We start from the raw sequence: 22,588 nt of genomic DNA, 5'->3' as shown, positions 1-22,588 counted from the left end.
GGTTGCGCAGATTCAGCATGATTCGAGCACGGCTGGAAAGATGGCACCGCGCACCAGCGGCACCTATCCAAAAAAGACGTTTGCGGCAAGACACGAGTGGCCGCCTCGGTGTGATCAGTCACGCGTTCTTGAAACCCACACTCCCTCGTTTGTTGCAAATGCCCAGCGTTTCGGGCTGAATACGCCCGGATGGGTGGAGCAAGGAGCCGGGTGCATGACATTCATCGGAACACGTGTAGTTGCCCTGTTCTTGACGTTGACAGGGGTCATCGCAGCGCCGGCTGCAGCGCTCGACTGCGAAAACCCGGTTCGGGTTCGGATTTCCGACGACTATCTCCCCTTCAGCTACATGAGCGATCACGGCAACGTTGTTGGTCTGGACGTTGAATTCATGCGGTCGGTTTTTCAGGAGATCGATTGTTCCTACGAGTTCATAGACATCCCGTTCAAGCGATCGATTGCCGAACTCGCAGCGGGGCGGATCGACATGATGCCTTTCATGTCGATAACAGCAGAACGTCAGGCCTTTGCCCGCTTTTCCGCGGCTTATCGCTACGAAACAGCTGGGCTTGTAATGCGCGAGGCAGATGTCGAGCGCTACGAAATTTCGTCGCTCGAAGATGTGGTGAAACATGGGCTGGTTCTCGGCCACGAGCACAGCGCTTACCGCGGCGAAGTTTTCAAGGACTTTCTAGCCTCGCCGCTGTCAGAAAAACACGTTTATATCGTCAGCTCGACCGAGGAAGGCGTCAAAATGCTGCTCGCCGGGCGCATTGACGCACTGGTTGAGGTGCCCTCTTCGACGCTGGCCATGGCACGGCAGCTTGGTACCGCCGACGTGCTGGCCGAACACCCTTTCCAGCTGTTGTCAGAGCCGGTCCACTTTATGTTCAGTCGTAAAACAGTGTCCGACGAACTGATCACGGCCATCAACGGTGCAATTCAAGAGCTGACATCAACAAACGTGTATCTGGAACGTTTCGGCTCAATGGCCCTGCGCGAGCCAAAACCGGAAGAGCAGATGAACTAAATCGCCAGCCCGGAACCAACCGTGGCTACGCAGGGCATTCCAACCTGCAAGGCTCGCGACACCTTGAAAGAGCACTCCGACAAACTATCTACTGGTCGATAAGAAATCTTCTGGAGATCACCCCATGCAAATCCATGCCGACTTAACAAAACCTGCTGTTGTCGACGCCAACGCACTGGATTGGGTCCCCTCCCCCATGCCCGGGGTCGAGCGTCGCATGCTGGAACGCGACGGTGAGGAAGTGGCGCGCGCCACCAGCCTCGTTAAATATGCTCCCGGCTCGGCCTTTTCGGCTCATAAGCATGACCTGGGCGAAGAGTTCCTTGTGCTTGACGGCGTCTTTACCGACGAAACCGGCGATTTTCCCAAAGGAATGTACGTCCGCAATCCTCCGGGGTCGGTACATATTCCCTCCAGTGCGCCGGGCGCGGTGATCATGGTCAAACTGCGCCAGATGGACCCGGCGGACAAAGCCTATGTTCGCGTGAACACCGGCGATCCGTCTGGCTGGCAAGACGCGCGGGACGGTGAAAAAGTGCTCCCGCTGTTCAAGGACGCGACTGAAACCGTCACCATGCACGAATGGGCATCCGGCGCAGCCTTTGGTGCAGAAACCCATCACGGCGGGGCCGAGTATTTCGTCGTCACGGGCAGTTTCTCCGATGAAAACGGCACCTACACGGCAGGCACATGGCTGCGTCTTCCGGCAGGTGCGCTGCAGTCCATCCGCTCTGAAAACGGAGCTCGGGTCTGGCGCAAGACCGGACACCTTGCCGTCTAGCAAGGCACAAACGCTCAGGCCGCAACATAAGACACCCCTTCTGTTTCACGCCGAGACAAGCGCAAAGGCGGCCGCCGATTGGCAGCCGCCTCGTTCGCAATGACCGGTGATCAGCGGCCCGAGATCGCCGGCGCCAGTGCCGGGAAGCGTACGATCCGGTAGGTGCCGACCGATGCATCCTCGCCATTGTTCAGAACCGGCGAACGGTGAAGCTCATTGATCGTTGCATAAACAAAGCCGTCCGCACCGATTGAAAATCCGTCCGGCCATGGGAGGTTTTCGTCCGACTGGAACAGCACCTCGTAGCTGCCGTCCCGCTTTGTCACGCCCAGCGCATTATCGGTCATGGCCGTGATGTAGACATTGCCCGCGGTATCGACTGTTGAGCCATCTGAAATCGGCTTGTCGCCATAACGCTCCACACGCTCCTGGAGATCTTCCTCGGAAAGGCTCTCGTTCAAGAGATCCGCGGTTTTTACGCGGTACATGGCGCTGGCCGTCATGGGAGCGAAATACACCCAGGTGTTGGTCGGATCGATGGTGATCGGATTGACGCCAATCTTGGCGGGATTGGCGCCCAGGAGGATCTCGCGTCCGTCAATCACCATCGGGGTGTCTTCGGGAACAGTGAAGGGGCTTCCCTCCAGGACGCGGCGTGCGCGGCCGGTGTCCAGGTCCACCACGATCAGCGCCGAGTTTTCGCCATCGCCGGTATCGGAAATGTAGATCGCCTCATGTTCACGGTCGACGGCAAGGTCGTTGAGAAACGAAGTCGGCCGGGCGACCGGCGCGCCGATATAATAGATGGCGTGCAGCTCTTCTGTGTTTGTGTTCCAGCCGACAATCCGCCCGGTCTGGTTTTCGCCCTGTCCATCCAGCATCCAAAGGATACCTTCCCTGTCCGCGCGCAGACCAAGCACACCATTCAAGCCGTCGCCATCGTCGGAGGGGGCACGCGCCCAGTCCTCGGTCGGGTAAGGCTTGGTGCTGCCGTCCGGCATGACCTCGACGATGCGCAGTTCCGGGCCATAGAACTCGTGAACAGACATGAACATCCGGCCATCCGGCGCGATCGCCAGGTTGCCAGGCGGGGTGTCTTTCGGAAACTCAAGATAGGTTTCGAGATCCTGCGCATGCGCCCCTGTTGCCAGGGTTAAAGCCACTCCAAATATCATGAGATGTTTTTTCATAGCGTCCTCCAAGGTTGTTAAAGGGACCCTATGCGAATGAATATTTTAAAGATATATTGGCATTTATGAAGACAGCGTTTGAAAATTTCGAATGTATAGCATAGACGACCTGAAAACCTTCGTGATCATTGCCGAGACCGGAGGCGTCACCACGGGCGCCCGGCGCCTGGGCATTTCACCTGCAACCGCAAGCCACAGGCTCGCGAAGCTCGAGGCGGCTTTGCAGCTGACGCTGTTTTTGCGTAACAGCCGCGTTTTGCGTTTGACCGACGAGGGGCAGGTGTTCTTCGAGCGGGTTCAGCCCATTTTGGCCGACCTGTCGCAAGCCGAGCGCGATGCAGGCAGCGGCGCTGCGGCGCTGTCGGGGCATCTAAGGGTGACGATGTCGCCCTGGATCCTGTCCCGGTTCATCATGCCGGCCTTGCCCGATTTCCAGCAGCGGCACCCGAAACTGACATTCGAGTTTCTCACCGTCGACCGGTATGTATCCCTTGTCGCCGAAGGCCAGGATTGTGCCATCAGAGTCGGACAGCTGCAGGACAGTTCGCTCGTTGCCCGCAAGCTTTCTGAAAACGACCGGATCATCTGCTGTTCACCGGATTTCGCCGCCCAGCACGGTCCCTTTGACTATGCCCAGGATCTGGAGGAGGCCCCATGGGTAAGCCTTCCCTGGCAGCGGCGTATTCCGGTGAAGGACAGCATGGGCCGCCGGCGCGACCTAACGACACCAAGCTCCGTGCTGGTTTCCAATTCGGACATGCTGACCGACGGCGCAGTCAAGGGCTTGGGCCTTGCGATCAAGTCGCGGCTCGCAGTGCGCGATGAACTGAACGATGGCCGGCTGATCGAAGTTGCAGCAGATTGTTTATGGGAACCGTCTGCGCCGATCTGGTTCGTCTTTTCGCCCGAAACGCGTGCAGGTCAGAAGACCAAGCTTTTTGGCGACCTTGCGATGCAGGCATTCAACGCGCTCCGCCCAGGAGGCAAGACTGGCAGCTGAGCTGCGCGCGCGTAAGATCCTTGAAGGTGCAAACGCTACTCAAGCCTTGATTTTTTGTTGTGCCGAGTTCGGAACCGGCACCGGCGCGGACCGGACGGCGGGGGCAATCAGGATGGCCGTGAGGACCAAAATGGCCGAGACGCCTTCCCGCAGTCCGATGGCTTCGCCAAAAAACAGATACCCGACGGCAAACATGGTCGGCAGCTCAAAACTGCCGGCGGCAGCGGCACGCATGGCGCCGACCCGTTGGCAGGCAAAAGCATAAAGCACCTGCGGTATCACTGCGGTCAAAAGGCCCATCGCAAGTACGAGCATCCATACGCTCATTTCCGATGGCAGCAGATTCCCACCCGCCTCCTGAAATGCCATCGGCAGCAATCCCAGGATCGACCCGGCAAGACCGCAAGCCGTGCGTTCGACCGGGCTCAGCTCTTTGGACAAGCCGCTGAGGAGTACAATCACGAAGCCGAAAGCGACCGGAGCCGGAACGGCCCACAAAAGCGCGAACATCACGTCTGACGAAACGGAGCCAGGGTCCAGCAGCAATGCGGCGGCGAGCACGATGAGCCCGGCTGCCGCAAAAGACTGCCAGGTTGGCGTTTGGTTCAAAAGTATCCACGCAAACACCATGGCAAACACCGGGTAGGACATATAGACCACCCCGGCTGCTGCGACCGGCACGAGCGTGATGGCTTCGAGATATCCGATCCAGCTCAAACCGAGCACGGCCCCCGCGCCGATCAGAAGCAATGCGCCACCGGCCTTGCGCCGCTCAAAAGGTAGGAATGGCAGCAGGAGCACTGCCGAAAATCCATAACGGTACAGCGCAACCGATGCCGGACCGACACCCGCGGCTGACAACTCGCGTGCGAACAAAGGCACCAGGCCGAAACAAATCGCTGTTGCAGCAATAATCACGGTGGCCGCGCGGACGCTGAGAACCGGTGGAGTGATGAGGGAGATGGGTATGAAAAATCGACGAGCCATATTCCATCGCTAGCCCGAATGTTTCGGAAAATAAAATTCCTAGTTTTCAAGCCATTTATGAAATATATTCATACCATCATGATTCCAAGGCTCGCTGTTCACCATCTGACGCTTTTGTCCGCCCTGGCCGACACCGGCAGCATGACGGCCTCTGCCGCCCGGCTTGGTGTGACCCAGTCGGCCATTTCACACCGGCTGCGGGAAGCAGAACGGCGCCTTGGCCTGCCGCTGGTTCAAAGAACGGACCGGGGTCTGGCTCTCACTGCTGAAGGGGAACGCATCCGGCGGCTTGGAGAGAAATTTCTGGGTGAGTTGTTCCGCTTGGAACAAGAGCTCGAGGCGTCGGCCAAGGACAGCCGGCTGCTCGTCCGGCTCGGCCAGGCCACCTACAGCCGCTATCACTGGCTGCCGGCTTTTCTGGATCACCTGGAAAAGGTAGACCCGAACCTCAGCGTCGATCTTTCAGGCCGGGCAACAGGCCATCCGCTCGAAGCTCTGCTCGACGGTTCGGTGGATGTATCTCTGATCTTCGGGCGCGCCCCGGCCTTGGCAAGTTTCCGCGCCATCAAGCTTGCTGCGGATCCGATTGTCGCCGTGCTGTCTCCGAATCACCGGCTGGCACAGGAAGCCGTGGTCAACAGCCTGAATATGGGCAATGAGCGGTTCTTTACCTACCCGCTGACCGCCGAACCGGGCTTCGACTGGACGACGCTCCTGGGTGCGCCCACAGTCCCGTTCCGGCGGCTCACCCACATGCCGACGCCCGAAGCGGTCATTGACTTGATACGAGCCAATTTCGGAGTGGCAATTTTCAGCCGTTGGGCCATTGAGCCTGAACTCGCCGATAGCACGCTGGTCGCCCGTCCGATCAGTGAGGAAGGTATCTCGCTTGATTGGTGGTGCGTGACCCGGGCATCGGATCCCGAAGACGGGCCCGCCGGGCGTCTGGCACGCGCTCTTGCAAATTGGGGAAGAAACTCCGACCACGCCTTGTCGACGCTGGCCTTTGAAACAGAGCCGACCTGAAACCAATGCTCAATTAAGGACATGCACAGGCGTGGCAACATGCCTATGATGCAATCGGGCCGGACCGACAGGATGGGAATACCATGGCATTATCCGAAGAACGCCGCCGAACGGTGATTGTCATGACCATGGGGTTTTTGGGCGGGCTGGTGATGCTCGATGAAACCATCCTCGGCGTGGCGTTACCGACCATCAGGGATGCTTTAAAGGTCTCTCAAACCCACGCACACTGGATCTTGAACGCCTATCTTCTGGCCTTTACCTGTCTGGCCGCTGTCGGCGGCAAGTGCATGGACCTGTTCGGCCTTCGCCGGTCAATGATCGCCGCGGGAAGTCTGTTTGTGATCGCCAGCCTGATCGCTGGTTTTTCGGATATTCTGGGCGTTCTGATCGCAATGCGCGCCATCCAGGGCGGCTGTGCAGCGATCATTTTTCCATTGACGCTTGCAGGCGCAACAACAGCCTTTCCAAAGGAACAGCGCGGCAAAGCCATCGGTATCCTAGCGGGAACAGCAACCATATTTTTAGCCGCTGGCCCACTGGTTGGCGGCATCTTGACCGATTTTGTATCTTGGCGCTGGGTGTTTTGGATCAATATTCCGATCGTTGTCGGCGGCGTCGCCATCGTCTGCGCCATTTGGGAAGACCAGCCCCGGAAGGAGGTCCGTCCGCAAATCGACAAAATCGGTCTTGTTCTTGTCTTGGCTGGTCTGACAGCATTGGTCTTTGCTCTGATGGAGGGCCAGGATTATGGCTGGACCAGTCCGGTGATCCTCGGAACCTTAGTCGTTGGACTTGTGGGGCTGGTTGCCTTCAACGCCTATGAATTGCGTCAGAAAGCTCCGCTCGTGGACATGGCCTTGTTCAAGATCCCGGTCTTCAACGCCAGCGCCCTCATTATTCTCGCGACCCAATACAGCAAGATTGTCGTCGCCGTGTTCGTACCGTTCTTCCTGCAAGATGAAATGAATTTCTCACCGGTTTATGCGGGTCTAGGCATGGTGATTGCCGTCTTGCCATTTCCGATCCTGTCGACCACTTCCGGAAATGCAGCAGACAAATACGGGTCACGGCTGCCGGTCCTCATAGGCCTGGCGGTCACGGCCGCCGCCACCGGCATTCTTGGCGGCCTTATGCTGATGAAATCCTACCTGGTGCTCGCCCCGGTGTTGCTCGCATGGGGGCTGGCGCTGCCCTTTGCGATGATCCCGGGTGGCCGCATTGCCATGAACGCGGTCCCCATGGAAAAACAGGGCGAGGTCAGCGGCATGGTAATCACCATCCGCCTAATTGGCGGCACGCTGGGCGTGACCATCGGCAGCCTCATTCTGTCACTCGGGTTGGGCTTTCCGATGATCTTTATCGTCTCGGGCGTTCTGCTGATCGCGGTGCTGGGCTACTGCTTCTGGGTGCTGGAGGAAGAATATCCAGCGAAAAAGCCCGCTTGATCCACAATTGGAGCTTATTCCTCTACTGGAACGCGTCCCGATGTTCATCACGGAGGATGTTTTTCTGGATTTTCCCCATCGTGTTGCGTGGGAGGCTGTCGATCAGGGCGACCTTTTTCGGCTGTTTGAACTTGGCCAGACGATCCTGCAACGCCGATAACACTGCCTCTGGCGAAACGTCTGCGCCGGCTTTCGCAGCAACGACAGCTACAACCGCCTCGCCGAAGTCAGGATGCGGAACCCCAATCACGGCGCTCTCGGCAACGCCGGGGAGCTCGTCGATGACAGTCTCGACTTCGGCCGGATAAACATTGAATCCGCCTGAAATGATCAGGTCTTTCGACCGTCCGACGATGGAAATGTACCCGTCCGATGCAATGCGCGCCATGTCGCCAGTTACAAAATATCCGTCGGAGCGGAATTCCTCGGCCGTCTTTTCCGGCATACGCCAGTAGCCTTGAAAAACATTTGGACCCTTTACCTCAATGACGCCCACTGCGCCGCCCGCGACCTCGCGTCCCGTCTTAGGGTCCGCGATCCTCAGCCCCACGCCCGGGAGCGGAAAGCCAACAGTTCCCGCGCGCCGTTCACCCTCATAAGGATTGGAGGTGCTCATATTGGTTTCCGTCATTCCGTAGCGTTCCAGAATTGCGTGGCCGGTCCGCTCACGAAACGCCCTGTGAACCTCTGCCGACAGGGGGGCTGATCCTGAAATGAACACCCGCATGTGGCCGACAAGGTCTTTTGTGAACGCGTCTGATCCCAACAAACGTGTGTAGAATGTTGGGACACCCATCATCGATGTCGCCCGTGGCAGCATTGCAAGCGCGGCATCCAGATCGAATTTGGGCAGAAACAGCATCGACCCGCCCGCCATCAACATGACGTTGGTCGCAACAAACAGACCGTGGGTGTGAAAAATCGGCAGGGCGTGCAAGAGCACATCGTTTTCGGTAAACTGCCAATACGTCACCAAGGTCCGGGCATTGGAGGCCAGGTTCTCATGGCTAAGCATGGCGCCTTTCGACCGGCCGGTGGTCCCGGATGTGTACAAGATGGCTGCCAGGTCATCATCGAGCCGCGGCACATCCTCAAACTCCGGCGAAACTGCATCCGCCAGATCACGCAGGGTTCCCTGTCCGCGGCTGTCCAACACCTGAAGCTTGGCGCCCACCCGGTCAGCAATCGGGCGCAAGGCACTCTCGGATTTAGGATCGCACACGAATACGGCCGGTTCAGCGTCCGATATGAAATAGTCGATCTCGGCCGGCGTATAGGCTGTGTTCAGCGGTAAAAAGACCGCCCCGGCCCGCACGGTGGCCAAATACAACATCAAGGCATCCGGCGTCTTTTCCACTTGAACGGCGACCCGGTCATCAGGCTGCACCCCGAGACTGATCAGAGCATTGGCATAGCGTGCCGACCGCTCAAGAACCCCGGCGAAGGTCAGCTTTTGCCCATCTGCTGTTTCAAGAAAGACCTTGCCAGGATCGGCAATGCGGGAACGGATTTCATCGAACAAATGGTTAGACATAAAGGATCTCAAAGTCGCTCAGCTGGCGGACTGGACCTGTTTCCGGTCAGGCACGACCCGCGCTTGTTTGGTCACACTCGAACTTGCCGCAACAGCACCGCTTGCAGCATGCGTCTCGTGATTTTTCTCGATGTAGCGCAGATCGTAAAGATAATTGACCATCAATCCATAGGATTGCGCCATACCATTCGGCGACTGGTCGCCGAGCCAGTTGACCCTTTCCAGTCTCGCTCCGTTGCCGATGTGGAACCGGGCGACGGGATCCAGGGTCCGGCCCTTGCGGTCTTTCTCGCGGGTCAGGTAGTGGGCGCACAAGCTGGTCAACAGCGGCTGGAGCTGTTTCTCGGCCTCGTCGTCACCGCGCCAGCTCCCGTCGCGAATGGTCTCAACAGCGTCTTGAGAGAGAAGCCTATCAATCACGCTATCGTCCAAAGCCAATTCCGTCTTGAACCATTTGGTAAAGCCGGGCACCGGCGAAAGCGTTACGTAAGTGCGCAGGCCCGGCAGCTCGCGCCGCAGTTCTTCCACCACCTGCTTGATCAAAAAGTTGCCAAAGGAGATACCGCGCAGGCCCCTTTGGCAGTTCGAGATCGAATAAAAGACGGCCGTTGTTGCTTCGGATGCGGTTATTTCAGCGCGCTCCTCGGCCAGAATCGGAGCAATTGCAGCCGGGATGTCGCGGGTCAATGCAACCTCGACAAAGATCAGCGGATCATCCACCAGCGCCGGATGAAAAAACGCATAAAGCCGCCGGTCTTCCAACCCGATCCGGCGTCGCAAATCGTCCCAACCATCGATCTCATGCACAGCCTCATATCGGATGATCTTTTCCAGGATAGAAGCCGGCGTCGACCAATCGATGTGCTTCATTACGAGGAAACCGCGGTTGAACCACGAAGAAAAAAGGTGCTCGAAGTCCCGATCGACATCGCGCAGATCCGGGTGCACCGAGAGAAGGTCAAGAAGATCCGCCCGCATGTCGACAAGCGCCCTTGTCCCGCCCGGCGCAAGATTGAGACGGCGGATCAACTCCTGGCGGCGCGGCTCAGTTACCGCATGCAAGCGCCTAATGTTTGATGGCTCATCCGGCTCGCTTTCAAGACTCTTGGCTGCATCGCGCACCGCATCGAGATTTGCGCCGAAATTTTCAAGCAGCGCGAAGAAGAAGCCCTGCTTTTGCTCAACCGACAGCGTGCGATAGTTATCGAGCACCTGTTCTGCGATAGCGACGCCGGATGCTTCGCCGCGACCGGACAAGAGCGCCTCGCACAGATCAAGCAGTGGCAAATCGTCTTTCCGGCCGATTCGCACATCCAAAAGCGCGCGGCCCTGCTCCGTAATCGAGTTCAGCAATTCCCCGAAAAAACTGGTGTTCATCCTGCTCAGCCCTTCAAGACATCCTGCATGCCCACGATTGGTCCAGGTGGTGCGCTCCGTGCCTGTCTCCTCTGCCAAATATAGGAGCAATCCCCCCGATGCGGTAATCCGACAATCCGCCAATACGGCCTTCGGCGATGATCTGCACCACATGGATCTGAAGATCGCGGCGCTCCAAACGCAATATTAAATCTTTGAAAAGGTGTAACCTTACCCAGTGACACGGGTTGCACAGTGCTCGCAGCTCAGGCACGCTTGTGCACAGCAAAGAACGGCAAGGCAGCAAAACATGACACGCGTGGAAACGCTTGCAGAAAAAATCGCAGACGGAACCATCCACGTTATCGGCATAAGCCTTGGGATCGCAGCTCTGATCACGTTGGTCACCGTGCTTTGGGGGCGTGAGGATGTTGCCCGGCAGGTCAGTGTCTTTGTGTATGCCGGTTGCCTTATGGCCATGCTGATCTGCTCGGCGCTGTACAACATGTTCGCCAAGGAACACAAACAAGGTATTTTGCGGCGCCTCGACCACGCAGCAATTTTTCTCCTGATCGCAGGCACTTATACCCCTTTGGCCGCCATGATTATCGGCGGATGGACCGGGGGAATACTGCTCGCAATTGTCTGGATGGGTGCGATTGCAGGCGCCAGCCTCAAACTGTTCAAACTTCAAGGCGTAGACCGCATCACGGTTCCGCTATGCCTGGCACTCGGTTGGATCGTTGTGTTTGCCTACAAGCCGCTGATGGAGAACGCGACATCATTCGGCTTCTTGATGATCGTAGCCGGTGGCTTGCTCTATACAGTGGGAACGGTTTTTTATTCGTGGAAGAAGCTGCCGTTCCAAAACGCAATCTGGCACGCTTTTGTCCTGGCGGCCGCCGTCTGTCATTTTTCGGCTGTGCTGAATGATGTTGCGCTGATGGGCGCCGCTGCCGTCGTCTGACAAAAGTGCCGGCGTCCAGCCGGCACCGGTCCCATACTCAGGCCGAAACCGCCTGGTCTTCTGTCAAAACGATCACTTTGGTGCGCAGCGGAACGCGGTTGAACAGGTCGATCACGTCCTGCTGCCACATGCGAATGCATCCGCTGGACACGCTTTTGCCGATCGAGGATGGCTGGTTGGTCCCATGAATCCGGTAAAGCGTATCTACACTGCCTTGCCAAAGATCCATAGCGCGGGCGCCTAGCGGGTTGCGCAGGCCCGGCGGAAACCCTTTTTCCCAGTAGCGTTCTAGAGAGGGCTTGCGGGCAATCATTTCCCGTGGAGGGCGCCAGATCGGGTGCACCCGCTTGACGCGGATCAGGGCCTCTCCCGACCAATCAAAACCGGCACGGCCGACACCAATCCCGTACCGCAGGGCCTTTTTGTTGCCCAGCGTCCAGTACAGGAAGTTGTTGTAGGGATCCACAATAATGGTCCCCGGCCGCTCCCGCGTCTGGTAGTCAACAACCTGCCGCCAGTATTTGCGGTCAAAGTTTTCATAATTGATGGCGGGCCAAGTGTAGTCGCCATCCGGCAGGGCTGCATAGGCTGAGGCGTAGTCGAATTCCTCATCCGGCAGGGGCGGTTGATCCGGCAACCCGACGTCAACTGTGTAGCAGCCGGCAAGAGGCAACGTCAGCGCCGCTGCACCGTATTTCAAAAGAGACCGCCTGCTGATTGCTGCAGTGCAAGAAAATGATCCGCCCCCGGAGATCTTAGCCATATCCGCCCAACTTTTGACTGGTAATGCCGAAGTGCTTCATGGAGAATAATCGAACAGGAGGCAAGCCAATTCCGTCTCCCAACGTCATGACAATTCCTCGATCAGCCACATGGACGGAACCGAGTCCGCTTTCTGGCAAACCCGTAAGACACCGAAAAAGGCAGCATCCCTTGGCTGAAAACAACAGGCCCGTCCCGGTCTTTGATGGGCACAATGACGTGCTTCTGAAACTTGAGTTGGAATCCCGAACCGTCGGTGAGCGCGATTTTTTAACACGTTCCCAACGCGGACACATGGATCTGCCGCGATGCCAGGAAGGTGGTTTTGCAGGTGGTCTGTTCGCGATGTTCGTGCCCTCGAATCCTGGAAATGACTTTTCCAAGCCCTTTGATCCGCGCGATCCGGCAAACTACGCCCCTGTTCCGCAGGAGGAGGCGCTCGGCTTCACTATGCGGCTCTTGCGCAGGGCCTTCCAGATAGAGCGCAGGTCCCTGGGAGAGGTCGCCATTTGCCGCACCGTGGATGAGATCGAAGCCGCCATGGCCAGTCAACGGCTGGCAATAAGCCTTCATATCGAAGGTGCTGAGGCTATCGATACCAATTTTGATGCGCTCGAAACCCTCTACGCAGCCGGGCTTCGGTCGCTCGGTCCTGTTTGGAGCCGTCCAAACGACTTTGCCGAAGGCGTGCCGATGACCTTCCCGGCGTCTTCGGACACCGGACCGGGGCTGACAGATGCCGGAAAAGCGTTGGTGAAAGCCTGCAATGAACTGAAAATCCTCGTTGATCTGTCGCATCTCAATGAACGCGGTTTTTGGGATGTTGCCGAAATAACGGACGCGCCCCTTGTTGCCAGCCACTCCAACGCACACGCGCTGTGCGAAAACGCGCGCAACCTCACCGACAAGCAGCTTGACGCGATCCGGGAAACGGACGGTTTGGTCGGACTGAATTTTCACACTGCCTTTTTGCGGGCTGATGGTGGGTTTTCGCGCGATACCCCGCTCATCCGGATTGCTGCCCACGCTGCTTATCTTATCGAGCGCCTCGGAGTGGACAAGGTTGCGCTTGGTTCGGACTTTGACGGGTGCATGCCTCCTGCGGACCTGCCAAGTGTCGCTGCTCTGCCGCGCCTGATCGAAACCTTCCGCAGCCACGGATTTGACGAGGATACGATCCAGAAACTCGCGTATAAGAATTGGCTCAGAGTCCTCAGGCTCACACAAAGTTGACCCAACGTACAATTCTCACAATTTTGTGATCACTGGCGTTCATAGAATTTGGAAACGGGGTCGCAGATCAACGAATTGTGCGGCATACTTTCGTTAAATTGAAAGCTTTCCGGTAACGTACTTCAAGTGTTCACGGCCGGATAGCGACGATGTGTCAATCTGCGCGAAGTGCGGCAACGTATCCGCAAGGTCCCATCGACTTCGCCTTTACAGGATGTCCGCGAACAACCCGGGCCCGCTTGATCGGCTCAGCCGCCAGCATGTTTGGCATCGTTCTGTAGGGCACGACATATTGGAATGAGTAAGTTTGGATACGATCGCCCCCTCTTCGCAGCTTGCTAAAAACTCCGGATCGAAAACCGCCAGGAAATCTCAAGCGGTCTACCTCGCCCTGCAAAAACGCATCCTAGTTGGCGAGCTCACCCAGGAAAGCCCGGTGACCGAACAGGCGCTGGCGCAAGAGTTCAATTGTTCGCAAGGCACCATTCGCGAAGCACTGTTGTCTTTGCGCGAAGACGGTTTGGTAGTCAGAAGGGGATATCAAGGCACCTTTGTCACAAAGACAACCGACGATGAGGCAGTTGTTCTACTGAAGCTGCGCCGGGATATTGAAACCGCGAGTGTCGACCGATTGGTGGCAAAAGCCTCCGACCTGGATTTGAGATACCTTTCTGATCTGGCCGACAAGTACGATGAACGGCGCGACAACCGCGACATCTATGGTACGTCAAACGCGGACCTTGCCTTTCACATGGCGCTCATTGGCATAGCGGACATGCCGATTCTCGAGCCTATTCTTCGGCGGACGATTCTGCATCTCCACCGCTTCATCATCACGCGCCATCAGGGCCAGATGCAGTGGATCTCAAAGATCAATGCGTCGCACCAGGCAATTCTTGACGCCGTCTCGAACGGCAATACCGAATTGACCCGCACGCTTGTTGCCGAACATGTCACATCAAACACAATCCAGGTCAGCGAAGACGTGCGCACGAATGTGTTTGCGCGCATCGCCAATACGCCGGTGACGCGGATAAAATAGAACCGGTGGGAACAAACACGCACCGGCTCCGAGATCATCTAGGCAATTTCCCGTGCCTGCTGTTGGGTGAGCATTGCAGCTCCGATCAGTTCGCGCGTGTAGGCGCTCTTCGGATCGTCAAAGATCTGCTCGGTCGACCCGGCTTCGACCACTTTCCCACGCTGCATGACCATAACAGTGTCCGCCATAGCCCGGACAACGGCCAGGTCATGGCTGATGAACACATAAGTGAGATCGTAGCGCCGCTGCAGATTTTTCAACAAATCGACAATCTGTTTCTGGATCGTCCGGTCGAGCGCCGAGGTCGGCTCGTCGAGAACGACAACATCCGGTTTCAGAACCATGGTGCGGGCAATCGCGATGCGTTGCCGCTGACCGCCTGAAAACTCATGCGGATACCGGTTGCGCATGGCCGGGTCGAGGGACACCTCCATCAGCGCCCGGCACGCCCTCAGATCGCGATCTTTGGCCGACAGTCCCGGCTCGTGCACCAAAAGCCCTTCGGAAATGATCTGGCCAACAGTCATGCGCGGACTGAGGGAGCCGAAAGGATCCTGAAACACGAGTTGCAAATGCCGACGCAAAGGCTGCATCTGCGCGCGTGTTTTTCCGGATATCTGACTGCCGTTGAACACGACCCTTCCTTTGGCTGGAAGTAGGTTCAATACCGCGCGGCCCAGTGTGGACTTTCCTGATCCGCTTTCACCGACGACACCAAGGGTCTGCCCCTTGCGCAACGCGAAGCTGACATCGTCAACTGCGCGCAGTATGTGCTGGGGTTTGAACAGACCGCTGTCAAGCGCGAACTCGACTTCCATCTTTTGCGCCTGAAGCACCAGAGGCTGCGTTGTTGGAACAGGCGCCTTGGAGCCGGTCGGCTCTGCATCCAGAAGCATGCGGGTATAGGGATGTTCGGGTGAGGAAAAGAGTTTTCCTGTCTCGCCGGCTTCGACAACTTGCCCCGTCTTCATCACGTAGACCCTGTCGGCGATCCGCCGCACGATCCCCAGATCGTGGGTGATGAAAACCACGGCCATTCCGAGGCGCTTTTGCAGATCCGCCAGAAGCTCGAGGATTTGTGCCTGTGTGGTCACATCCAGTGCGGTCGTCGGCTCGTCCGCAATCAAGACATCCGGATCGTTCGCCAGCGCCATGGCGATCATGACCCTTTGGCGCTGCCCACCCGACATTTCATGCGGGAACGCCTTAATCTTGCGGTCCGGATCCGGAATGTTGACAAGCTTCAAGAGATCAAGCGCTTTTGCCTCGGCTGCCCGCCAGGACAGTCCGCCATGCATGACCATCGGCTCGCACAGCTGGCGGCCGATTGTGTAGAGTGGATCCAGAGATGTCATCGGCTCCTGGAAGATCATGGTGATCTTGGCACCGCGCACCTTGTTGAGCTTCCTGACCGGCAGTCCCAGTATGTTATCTCCACGGTACTCAACGGTACCTCCGGTATTGCCGTTGGAGGCCAGCAAGCCCATTGCCGCCATCATGGTCTGGCTCTTGCCAGAGCCGCTTTCTCCCACGATGGCGACCGTTTCGCCGCGTTTGACGTTGATATCGACGCCGCGGACCGCGTGAACGGGGCCCGTCGGGGTCTCGAAGTCGACAGTCAGGTTCTTGATATCGAGAATGGGGGTCTTGTCTGTCATGATCATTTCCCTCACCTGTCCTTTGGATCCAAGGCATCACGCAGGCCGTCGCCGATAAAGTTCAGCGCAAACAGCGTCGATGTCAGGAAGATTGACGGGAAGATCAGCATCCATGCAGCCCCTTGAAGGTTGCGCGCACCTTCGGAGATCAGAACACCCCAGCTCGTCATCGGCTCTTGAACGCCAAGTCCAAGGAACGACAGGAAACTCTCCAAAAGAATGACCTTCGGCACCAGGAGTGTCATGTAGACAACGACCGGGCCAAGTGTGTTTGGGACGATGTGACGCCGGATGATCCCGCGGTCGGGAACCCCCATGGCTTCAGCCGCCTGAACATATTCCTGACGTTTGATGGTCAGGGTCTGACCACGCACGATACGCGCCATATCAAGCCATTCGACAGCACCGACGGCTATGAACATCAGTACGAAATTCCGACCGAAAAACACCACCAGCATGATCACGAAGAAAATGAAAGGCAGCGAATACAAAACGTCGACAACACGCATCATCAGCTGGTCAATCCGGCCGCCAAGATAGCCGCTGGTTGCGCCGTAAAGCACCCCGATCGTGATCGCGACAATGGTAGCCAGAAGACCAATCGTCAGCGAAACCCGCCCGGCCATGAACGTCCGGGTCATGAGGTCCCGGCCGTTTGAGTCGGTGCCGAAGTAAAAATGCATATAGTTGATATCTGCACGTAACACCGCAAATCTGTTGTTTTCTGAAAAGTCGCCGATCGACGCATTCGTGAACAGATCGCTCCGGTCGATATAACGGATCGTGCGCGGGTCGATCTCGCGGCGCGAGGTGACCTCGGCCACGACTTGATCCCCATCGCGCTGAAAGCTGTCGATGGTCAAGCGCGCCCTTTTGGCCAAACCTTCAAAGGCCGGCTGGACCTGATCCGGTTTCGGGTAGGCCTCCAGGCTGGCAGGGACCTTCACGTAGTCCCGGTAAACCGCATCATAGTCGTGCGGCGAAACAAACGGGCCAACGATCGACAGCAGGGTGATCACAGCCAGCACGATCATGCTGGCAACAGCCGCGCGGTTGGCCAGAAGCCGGTCGCGCGCGTCGTCCCACAAGGAGCGACCTTTGGTCGGCGCTTCAATGTCGTTTGGATAGGTTGCAGTCACAGGAGTTCTCCTCAGTCGTAGCGCACGCGCGGATCAAGCAGCGCATAGAGCAGATCCACGACCAGGTTGAACACAATCACAAAGCAGGCGACGACAACCACAGTGCCCATGACGAGCGTGTAGTCGCGGTTCAGCGCGCCTTGAACGAAATAACGGCCAATGCCGGGAATGCCGAAAATGGATTCGACAACCACCGAGCCGGTGAGAAGTGCAGCCGCAGCCGGGCCGAGATAGGACACGACCGGCAGGATCGCCCCGCGCAAGGCGTGAACGACGATCACGAGATAGGCGCTCAAGCCATACGCACGCGCTGTTCTGACATGGTTCGACCGCAGAGCCTCAATCATCGAACCTCGGGTCAGGCGCGCGACCACGGCGATCTGTGGCAAGGCAAGCGTCACAACCGGCAAGATCTTGTTGACGAAAGCGCCTCCGCCCCAGCCTCCGACCGGCAGCCAGCCGAGCCACACACCAAGGATGAGCGTCAAAACCGGCGCAACGACAAAATTCGGAATGGTCACTCCGAGGGTTGCCGCAGCCATAATCGAATAATCGCCCGGACCATTCTGCCGCAGTGCGGCCATCACGCCCATAAACCCGCCGACCACGAGCGCCAAAGCAAGAGCCGAGGTTCCGAGCTGGATAGAGATCGGCAAGCTTTGTGCGAATAACTCGTTGATCGAGAAGTCACGCAGATAGAAGCTTGGCCCGAAATCGAGAACCGCAACATTTTTCAGATACAGCACATACTGCATCCAAAGCGGCTCATCGAGATGATAAATCTTATTCAGGTTTTCCATCACCTTGGCTTCCAAAGGCCGTTCAAGATCGAACGGGCCGCCCGGTGCAATCCGGATCAGGAAGAATGAGATGGTGATGATCAAAAACAGGGTCGGGATTGCTGTCAGCAATCGCCCGATCACGTATCGGAGCATGAGGAAGTCCTCGCTTTTTTGAGGGCGGTCTGACGCCGCCTTGCGAAAACCGGCAGGCCTTGGCGGGCCTGCCGGGTTCCGATCATCGGATTATTCGGACACTGTGATCCAGCGGCTCTGGTGTTCGTCACGCAGGTTCGGTTCGTAACCGGAGATCTTGTCGGAGACGAGCTTCTTCGAGCTGTAATGCAGGATCGGTATGAACGGCAGATCGCGCATGAACAGCACTTCAGCCTGTTTCATGATGTCTGCGCGCTTTTCCAGATCCAGCGTCGCTGCAGCCTTGTCCATGAGTGCATCGTACTCAGGATTGTTGTACCGGGCGTAGTTGAAGCCCGTATTGTCGGATTCCACCAGGAACAGGAAGTTTTGCGGGTCGGAATAATCACCGATCCAGCCAGCCCGGGCGACGTCGAAATCGCCCTGATCACGCAAATGCGCGTAGTGCGTCTTCACATCGGTGTTGAGCATGGACACTTCCACACCGAGCGGCTTCCACATGTCCGCGATCGCAATGGCCGCGTTCTTGTGGTTTTCGTTGGTGTTGTAGCGAAGCTCCAGCTTGAGCGGATTGCTTTCGTTGTAGCCGGCCGCCTCAAGCAGTTCGCGGGCCTCGTCTTCGCGGTCGATCATCGACTGACCTTTGTACTCCGCATAAGCCGGCTCGCCGTAATTGTCGATCCCGGGTGGAACGATTGAATAGGCAACAGACATCGTTCCGGCGAAAATTTCGTCTGCCAGGAACTCGCGGTCAATTGCCATAGACAGGGCCTGGCGAACGCCTGGATCCTTCAGCTTCTCTGACTCATGGTTGAGTGCATAATAATATGTACCCAGATAAGGAGCGACCAAAAGCTGGTCTGCCATGGTCGACTTCACATGTGCCATTTGTTCGGTCGGCACTTCGTCCACGATGTGAAATTCACCTGCCTCGAACCGGCGCACCGCAGCACCGCGGTCTTCGATGTTGTGGAAGACAACCTTGTCGATCTGAACGTCGTCATTGCCATAGTAGTTCTCGTTGCGAACCACGGTGACGTGAGAGTTCGGCACGAACTCGGTGATTATGAAGGCGCCGTTGGTGACGACGTTTTCCGGCCGAACGAAATCTGTGCCGTGCTCTTCAACGGTTGCGGGATGAACCGGAAGTCCGGTTTGGTGCTGCAGGAGGCCGAGGAAATACGGGGTTGGGCTTTCCAGAGTGATCTCAAGCGTCTTGTCGTCGATCGCCTTGACGCCGAGCTCTTCCTTAGGAAGCTCGCTTTTGTTCACTTTTTCAGCATTCTTGATCGGATACAGCACTGTCGCATATTTTGCGCCGGTGGCCGGATCCATGATGCGGCGCAGTGAATATTCGAAATCGCCGGCGACGACCGGGTCACCGTTTGACCATTTCGCATCACGCAAGTTAAAGGTGTAGACCGTGCCATCGTCGGAAATGGTCCAGCTTTCCGCCATGCCCGGAATGAGCTTGCCATCCGCGGACAGGCCGATCAGACCTTCATACATGTCCTTCAGGATGTTGTTTTCGGTGGTAACGGACGTCTTGTGCGGATCAAGTGTTTCCGGCTCGCCGCCATTGTCACGGTGAAGGACAACTTCAGCGACAGCGGTAAGTGATGTTGCCGCCATTAGTGCCGCCGCAAGCGCGCCAACGCGCAGGGACTTAAACATATCGGTCTCCCCTCTTGGTTGTTTAGACTTTCGGATACGTTAAGGGCACAAGATTCCACGCTCTTAACCAGTTATCAAGCATCACTTAACGTCATGTTTCACATTTTTGCCGTGATAAGCGACGTTAATGCACACATCTCCATTAAATGGGGAAATCTTTCCCCGTTAATCCCACAATGGAAGATATATTACCTAAGGTCAGTAATGCCGGCCGCAGTCAGCGGCAGTAACGCACATTGCCGCTATAGGCAAGATAGGTGCCGGTGCGCGGGTCGAACGATTTGAATTTCCGCGAGCAATAGGCATACCACGCCGGGGTGAAGGGAGGGATCCCGGTCTTGGTCGGCGGAACCGCACCACGCGGTGCCACATAGGGGCCAGGCGCAACATAAACCCTGGACCGCGGCGGATAGATCGTCAGCGGCGGTGGAAAGGGGTAAGCCCGGTAAACGCGTCTGGGATAGTAGCGCGGGGCATAATATCTCGGCCGATAGTGCCGGGGGCGGTAGTGCCTCGGTTTGTAGTGCCGAGGTGGATGATACCCTCGGCCGCCATAGTAGCCGAAATAGGCTCCCCCGGTGCCAACACCGACGCCGACGCCAGATCCAACGTATATTCCACCGCCGTAGTGGTGGCGGTTCTTGGCCTCACCAGACACTGGAAAACCAACGACGGCGCAAAGCAGCGCTAACGCCAGAATCCCAAGATTCTTTCCCCTAAAGTCATGGAACAACGCCATTTTTCCCGCCTTTGTCATCGCGTGAAACGGTAGTACTTCCCCATGCCCGCCCCCATCATAGCGCAAAAAGGCTCAAGAATCCCAGTCATGCCCATTTTGTGAATGCCCCTTGAAACGGTCGCAATTTGTGTCAGAACCCGCTAGACGGCCCCTCGGCACACATGACGCGGTATAAAAACAAATGGCTCCACCCCTCCTGCTCCTGCGCGATATAGAACTGACTTTCGGCGGCACTCCGCTCCTGACCGGAGCCGACCTGTCGGTCTCCGAGGGCGAGCGTCTGTGTCTGGTGGGACGCAACGGGTCTGGCAAATCGACCTTGCTGAAGATCGCTGCGGGCATGATCGAAGCGGATAGTGGCGAGCGTTTCTTTCAACCGGGCCGCACCTTGCGCTATCTGCCACAGGAACCGGACCTGTCAGCCTATGCGTCAACCCTCGATTATGTGAACGAAGGACTTGCGCCGGGCGATGACCCCTACCGGGGCCAGTACCTGCTCGACGTCCTTGGCCTCACCGGTAAAGAAGACCCGTCTGCCTTGTCTGGCGGTGAGGCGCGCCGGGCTGCCCTCGCCCGAACACTTGCGCCCGAACCGGATATTCTGTTGCTCGACGAGCCGACCAACCATCTGGATCTGCCTGCCATCGAATGGCTTGAAAGCGAGCTCAAAAGCTTAAAGTCGGCCATCGTTCTCATTTCGCATGACCGGCGGTTTCTGGAAAATCTATCCCGCGCCACGGTGTGGATCGACCGAGGTGTTTCCCGACGCATGGACAAGAGCTTTGCGCATTTCGAAACCTGGCGCGACGACGTGTTCGAGCAGGAGGAGATCGACCAGCAAAAGCTGGCCCAAAAGATCAAACGCGAAGAACACTGGATGACCTACGGCGTCACCGCTCGGCGCAAACGCAACATGCGCCGCGTGCGGGAGCTAGCGGACCTGCGCAAGCAAAAGCGCGAGCACCGCGGCCCGCAAGGCACGGCCAAGCTTGCGGCAACCGAAGCCGAAGTTTCCGGAAAGCTGGTGATCGAAGCCAAAGGTATTTCCAAGACGTTTGGCGAACGGCCCATCGTCAAGGAGTTCTCCAGCCGAATTCAGCGCGGTGACCGGGTCGGCCTGGTCGGCGCCAACGGCGCAGGCAAGACAACCTTGTTGAAGATGCTGACCGGCGAACTTGCCCCTGACAGTGGCTCGATCCGGCTCGGGACCAATTTGGAGATGGTCACTCTTGACCAAAAGCGCGAAAATCTGGACCCCAATGATACGCTCTCCTCGGTGCTGACAGGCGGGCGCGGCGATACCGTTGTGATCGGCGAAGAAACCAAACACGTCATGTCCTATATGAAGGACTTTATGTTTTCGCCGGAACAGGCGCGCACGCCCGTGGGTGTGCTGTCGGGCGGTGAACGCGCCCGTGTCATGCTGGCGCGCGCGCTGGCCAACAAGTCAAATCTGATGGTGCTCGACGAGCCGACCAACGATCTGGATCTGGAAACCCTTGATCTGCTTCAGGAACTGCTTGCAGACTATCCAGGCACCGCGTTGATCGTCAGCCACGATCGAGACTTTCTCGACCGGGTGGCCACGTCGGTGATTGTCTCGGAAGGCTCCGGCCGCTGGCAGGAGTATGCCGGAGGCTATTCGGACATGATTGCCCAGCGCGGCGAAGGTGTCACGGCGAGACAGTCTGACAAGCCAGCCACCAAAAAGCCGTTGGGCAACAGCACCGAGGCTCTAAAGCAAAAGCCGAAAGCAGCGCCAAAATCCAAACTCAGTTTCACACAGCAGCATCTTTTGAAAACCCTGCCGGATACGATTGCCGACATCGAGAAAAAGCTGGAAAAGCTCAATGCCGAGATGGCCGACCCCGAGCTGTACAGCAAAAACCCGGATAAATTTTCCAAACTGACCGCCAGGATCACAGAGCTCACAAACGAAAAAGACAGCGCCGAAGAGCAATGGCTTGAACTTGAAATGCTCAATGAACAAGCGGCTGGCTGACGCGTCGTTTCGCACCCGCCCTTATGAGCTTGCACCACCTGCCTACCCTGGCATAGCCGAAACCAGTCAGATCTTATGGAGGGGT

At 57.3% G+C, this 22,588-nt stretch carries 19 protein-coding genes; 9 read left to right on the top strand and 10 right to left on the bottom strand.

Features of this window, described 5'->3' with window-relative positions; genetic code table 11:
• Positions 1-214: 214 nt before the first annotated feature.
• Together JM93_RS15175 and JM93_RS15170 are read left to right on the top strand one after the other, a co-directional pair.
• On the top strand, positions 215-1,030 hold the full coding sequence (locus JM93_RS15175) for a substrate-binding periplasmic protein (protein WP_170230679.1): 816 nt from the start codon (positions 215-217) through the stop codon (positions 1,028-1,030).
• A gap of 124 nt (positions 1,031-1,154) precedes the next feature.
• Complete coding sequence (locus JM93_RS15170; RefSeq protein ID WP_145345060.1) at positions 1,155-1,811, top strand: cupin domain-containing protein; 657 nt, start codon at positions 1,155-1,157, stop codon at positions 1,809-1,811.
• Between the two features lie 110 nt (positions 1,812-1,921).
• Here the strand turns inward: JM93_RS15170 and JM93_RS15165 are convergent, their stop codons facing one another.
• A complete protein-coding gene (locus tag JM93_RS15165; RefSeq protein ID WP_145345057.1) occupies positions 1,922-3,001 on the bottom strand; it encodes an L-dopachrome tautomerase-related protein in 1,080 nt (359 codons plus the stop codon).
• Positions 3,002-3,092: 91 nt separating this feature from the next.
• Here JM93_RS15165 and JM93_RS15160 point away from each other — a divergent pair, with 91 nt between their 5' ends.
• Positions 3,093-4,001 (top strand): LysR family transcriptional regulator, encoded by a 909-nt coding sequence (locus JM93_RS15160; RefSeq protein ID WP_145345053.1) that lies wholly within the window; start codon positions 3,093-3,095, stop codon positions 3,999-4,001.
• Between the two features lie 39 nt (positions 4,002-4,040).
• Here JM93_RS15160 and JM93_RS15155 read toward each other — a convergent pair whose 3' ends face one another.
• Positions 4,041-4,988, bottom strand: coding sequence for a DMT family transporter (locus JM93_RS15155; protein WP_145345050.1), 948 nt, complete (start codon positions 4,986-4,988; stop codon positions 4,041-4,043).
• A 57-nt stretch (positions 4,989-5,045) separates the two neighbouring features.
• Between JM93_RS15155 and JM93_RS15150 the strand changes: the two genes are divergently transcribed.
• Entirely contained in the window at positions 5,046-6,014 is a 969-nt protein-coding gene (locus tag JM93_RS15150) for a LysR family transcriptional regulator (RefSeq protein ID WP_170230678.1), read from the top strand.
• A gap of 83 nt (positions 6,015-6,097) precedes the next feature.
• Positions 6,098-7,462: an MFS transporter gene (locus tag JM93_RS15145; RefSeq protein WP_145345044.1), complete on the top strand. Its 1,365-nt coding sequence runs from the start codon at positions 6,098-6,100 to the stop codon at positions 7,460-7,462.
• Between the two features lie 22 nt (positions 7,463-7,484).
• Here the strand turns inward: JM93_RS15145 and JM93_RS15140 are convergent, their stop codons facing one another.
• A complete protein-coding gene (locus tag JM93_RS15140; protein ID WP_196220712.1) occupies positions 7,485-8,996 on the bottom strand; it encodes a malonate--CoA ligase in 1,512 nt (503 codons plus the stop codon).
• Between the two features lie 18 nt (positions 8,997-9,014).
• The gene (locus tag JM93_RS15135) at positions 9,015-10,373 is read right to left on the bottom strand and encodes a malonyl-CoA decarboxylase (protein WP_145345038.1); all 1,359 of its coding nucleotides are present in this window, start codon (positions 10,371-10,373) and stop codon (positions 9,015-9,017) included.
• A gap of 289 nt (positions 10,374-10,662) precedes the next feature.
• Here JM93_RS15135 and trhA point away from each other — a divergent pair, with 289 nt between their 5' ends.
• The gene (gene trhA / locus JM93_RS15130; RefSeq protein WP_145345035.1) at positions 10,663-11,319 is read left to right on the top strand and encodes a PAQR family membrane homeostasis protein TrhA; all 657 of its coding nucleotides are present in this window, start codon (positions 10,663-10,665) and stop codon (positions 11,317-11,319) included.
• Between the two features lie 37 nt (positions 11,320-11,356).
• On the opposite strand, the gene JM93_RS15125 is transcribed toward trhA, so the two are convergent.
• A complete protein-coding gene (locus JM93_RS15125) occupies positions 11,357-12,082 on the bottom strand; it encodes a L,D-transpeptidase (protein WP_145345032.1) in 726 nt (241 codons plus the stop codon).
• Positions 12,083-12,252: 170 nt separating this feature from the next.
• Between JM93_RS15125 and JM93_RS15120 the strand changes: the two genes are divergently transcribed.
• Together JM93_RS15120 and JM93_RS15115 are read left to right on the top strand one after the other, a co-directional pair.
• On the top strand, positions 12,253-13,314 hold the full coding sequence (locus JM93_RS15120; protein WP_244300854.1) for a dipeptidase: 1,062 nt from the start codon (positions 12,253-12,255) through the stop codon (positions 13,312-13,314).
• A 307-nt stretch (positions 13,315-13,621) separates the two neighbouring features.
• A complete protein-coding gene (locus JM93_RS15115) occupies positions 13,622-14,356 on the top strand; it encodes a GntR family transcriptional regulator (RefSeq protein WP_145345029.1) in 735 nt (244 codons plus the stop codon).
• A gap of 38 nt (positions 14,357-14,394) precedes the next feature.
• Here the strand turns inward: JM93_RS15115 and JM93_RS15110 are convergent, their stop codons facing one another.
• The 5 genes from JM93_RS15110 to JM93_RS15090 all read right to left on the bottom strand — a co-directional run bounded on the left by JM93_RS15110 (position 14,395) and on the right by JM93_RS15090 (position 20,501).
• Positions 14,395-16,020, bottom strand: a complete 1,626-nt coding sequence (locus JM93_RS15110; protein WP_145345026.1) for an ABC transporter ATP-binding protein — start codon at positions 16,018-16,020, stop codon at positions 14,395-14,397.
• Between the two features lie 5 nt (positions 16,021-16,025).
• Positions 16,026-17,153 (bottom strand): ABC transporter permease subunit, encoded by a 1,128-nt coding sequence (locus tag JM93_RS15105; protein ID WP_145345023.1) that lies wholly within the window; start codon positions 17,151-17,153, stop codon positions 16,026-16,028.
• Between the two features lie 11 nt (positions 17,154-17,164).
• The gene (gene oppB, locus JM93_RS15100) at positions 17,165-18,088 is read right to left on the bottom strand and encodes an oligopeptide ABC transporter permease OppB (RefSeq protein WP_145345020.1); all 924 of its coding nucleotides are present in this window, start codon (positions 18,086-18,088) and stop codon (positions 17,165-17,167) included.
• 90 nt (positions 18,089-18,178) lie between these two features.
• Entirely contained in the window at positions 18,179-19,762 is a 1,584-nt protein-coding gene (locus tag JM93_RS15095; protein ID WP_145345017.1) for a peptide ABC transporter substrate-binding protein, read from the bottom strand.
• 217 nt (positions 19,763-19,979) lie between these two features.
• Positions 19,980-20,501 (bottom strand): BA14K family protein, encoded by a 522-nt coding sequence (locus tag JM93_RS15090; RefSeq protein ID WP_145345014.1) that lies wholly within the window; start codon positions 20,499-20,501, stop codon positions 19,980-19,982.
• 181 nt (positions 20,502-20,682) lie between these two features.
• Between JM93_RS15090 and JM93_RS15085 the strand changes: the two genes are divergently transcribed.
• Entirely contained in the window at positions 20,683-22,503 is a 1,821-nt protein-coding gene (locus JM93_RS15085; protein ID WP_145345011.1) for an ABC-F family ATP-binding cassette domain-containing protein, read from the top strand.
• Positions 22,504-22,588 lie beyond the last annotated feature (85 nt).

The organism is Roseibium hamelinense (assembly GCF_007830545.1).
Taxonomy (GTDB): domain Bacteria; phylum Pseudomonadota; class Alphaproteobacteria; order Rhizobiales; family Stappiaceae; genus Roseibium; species Roseibium hamelinense.
This window is presented reverse-complemented; position numbering and strand designations above follow the sequence as displayed.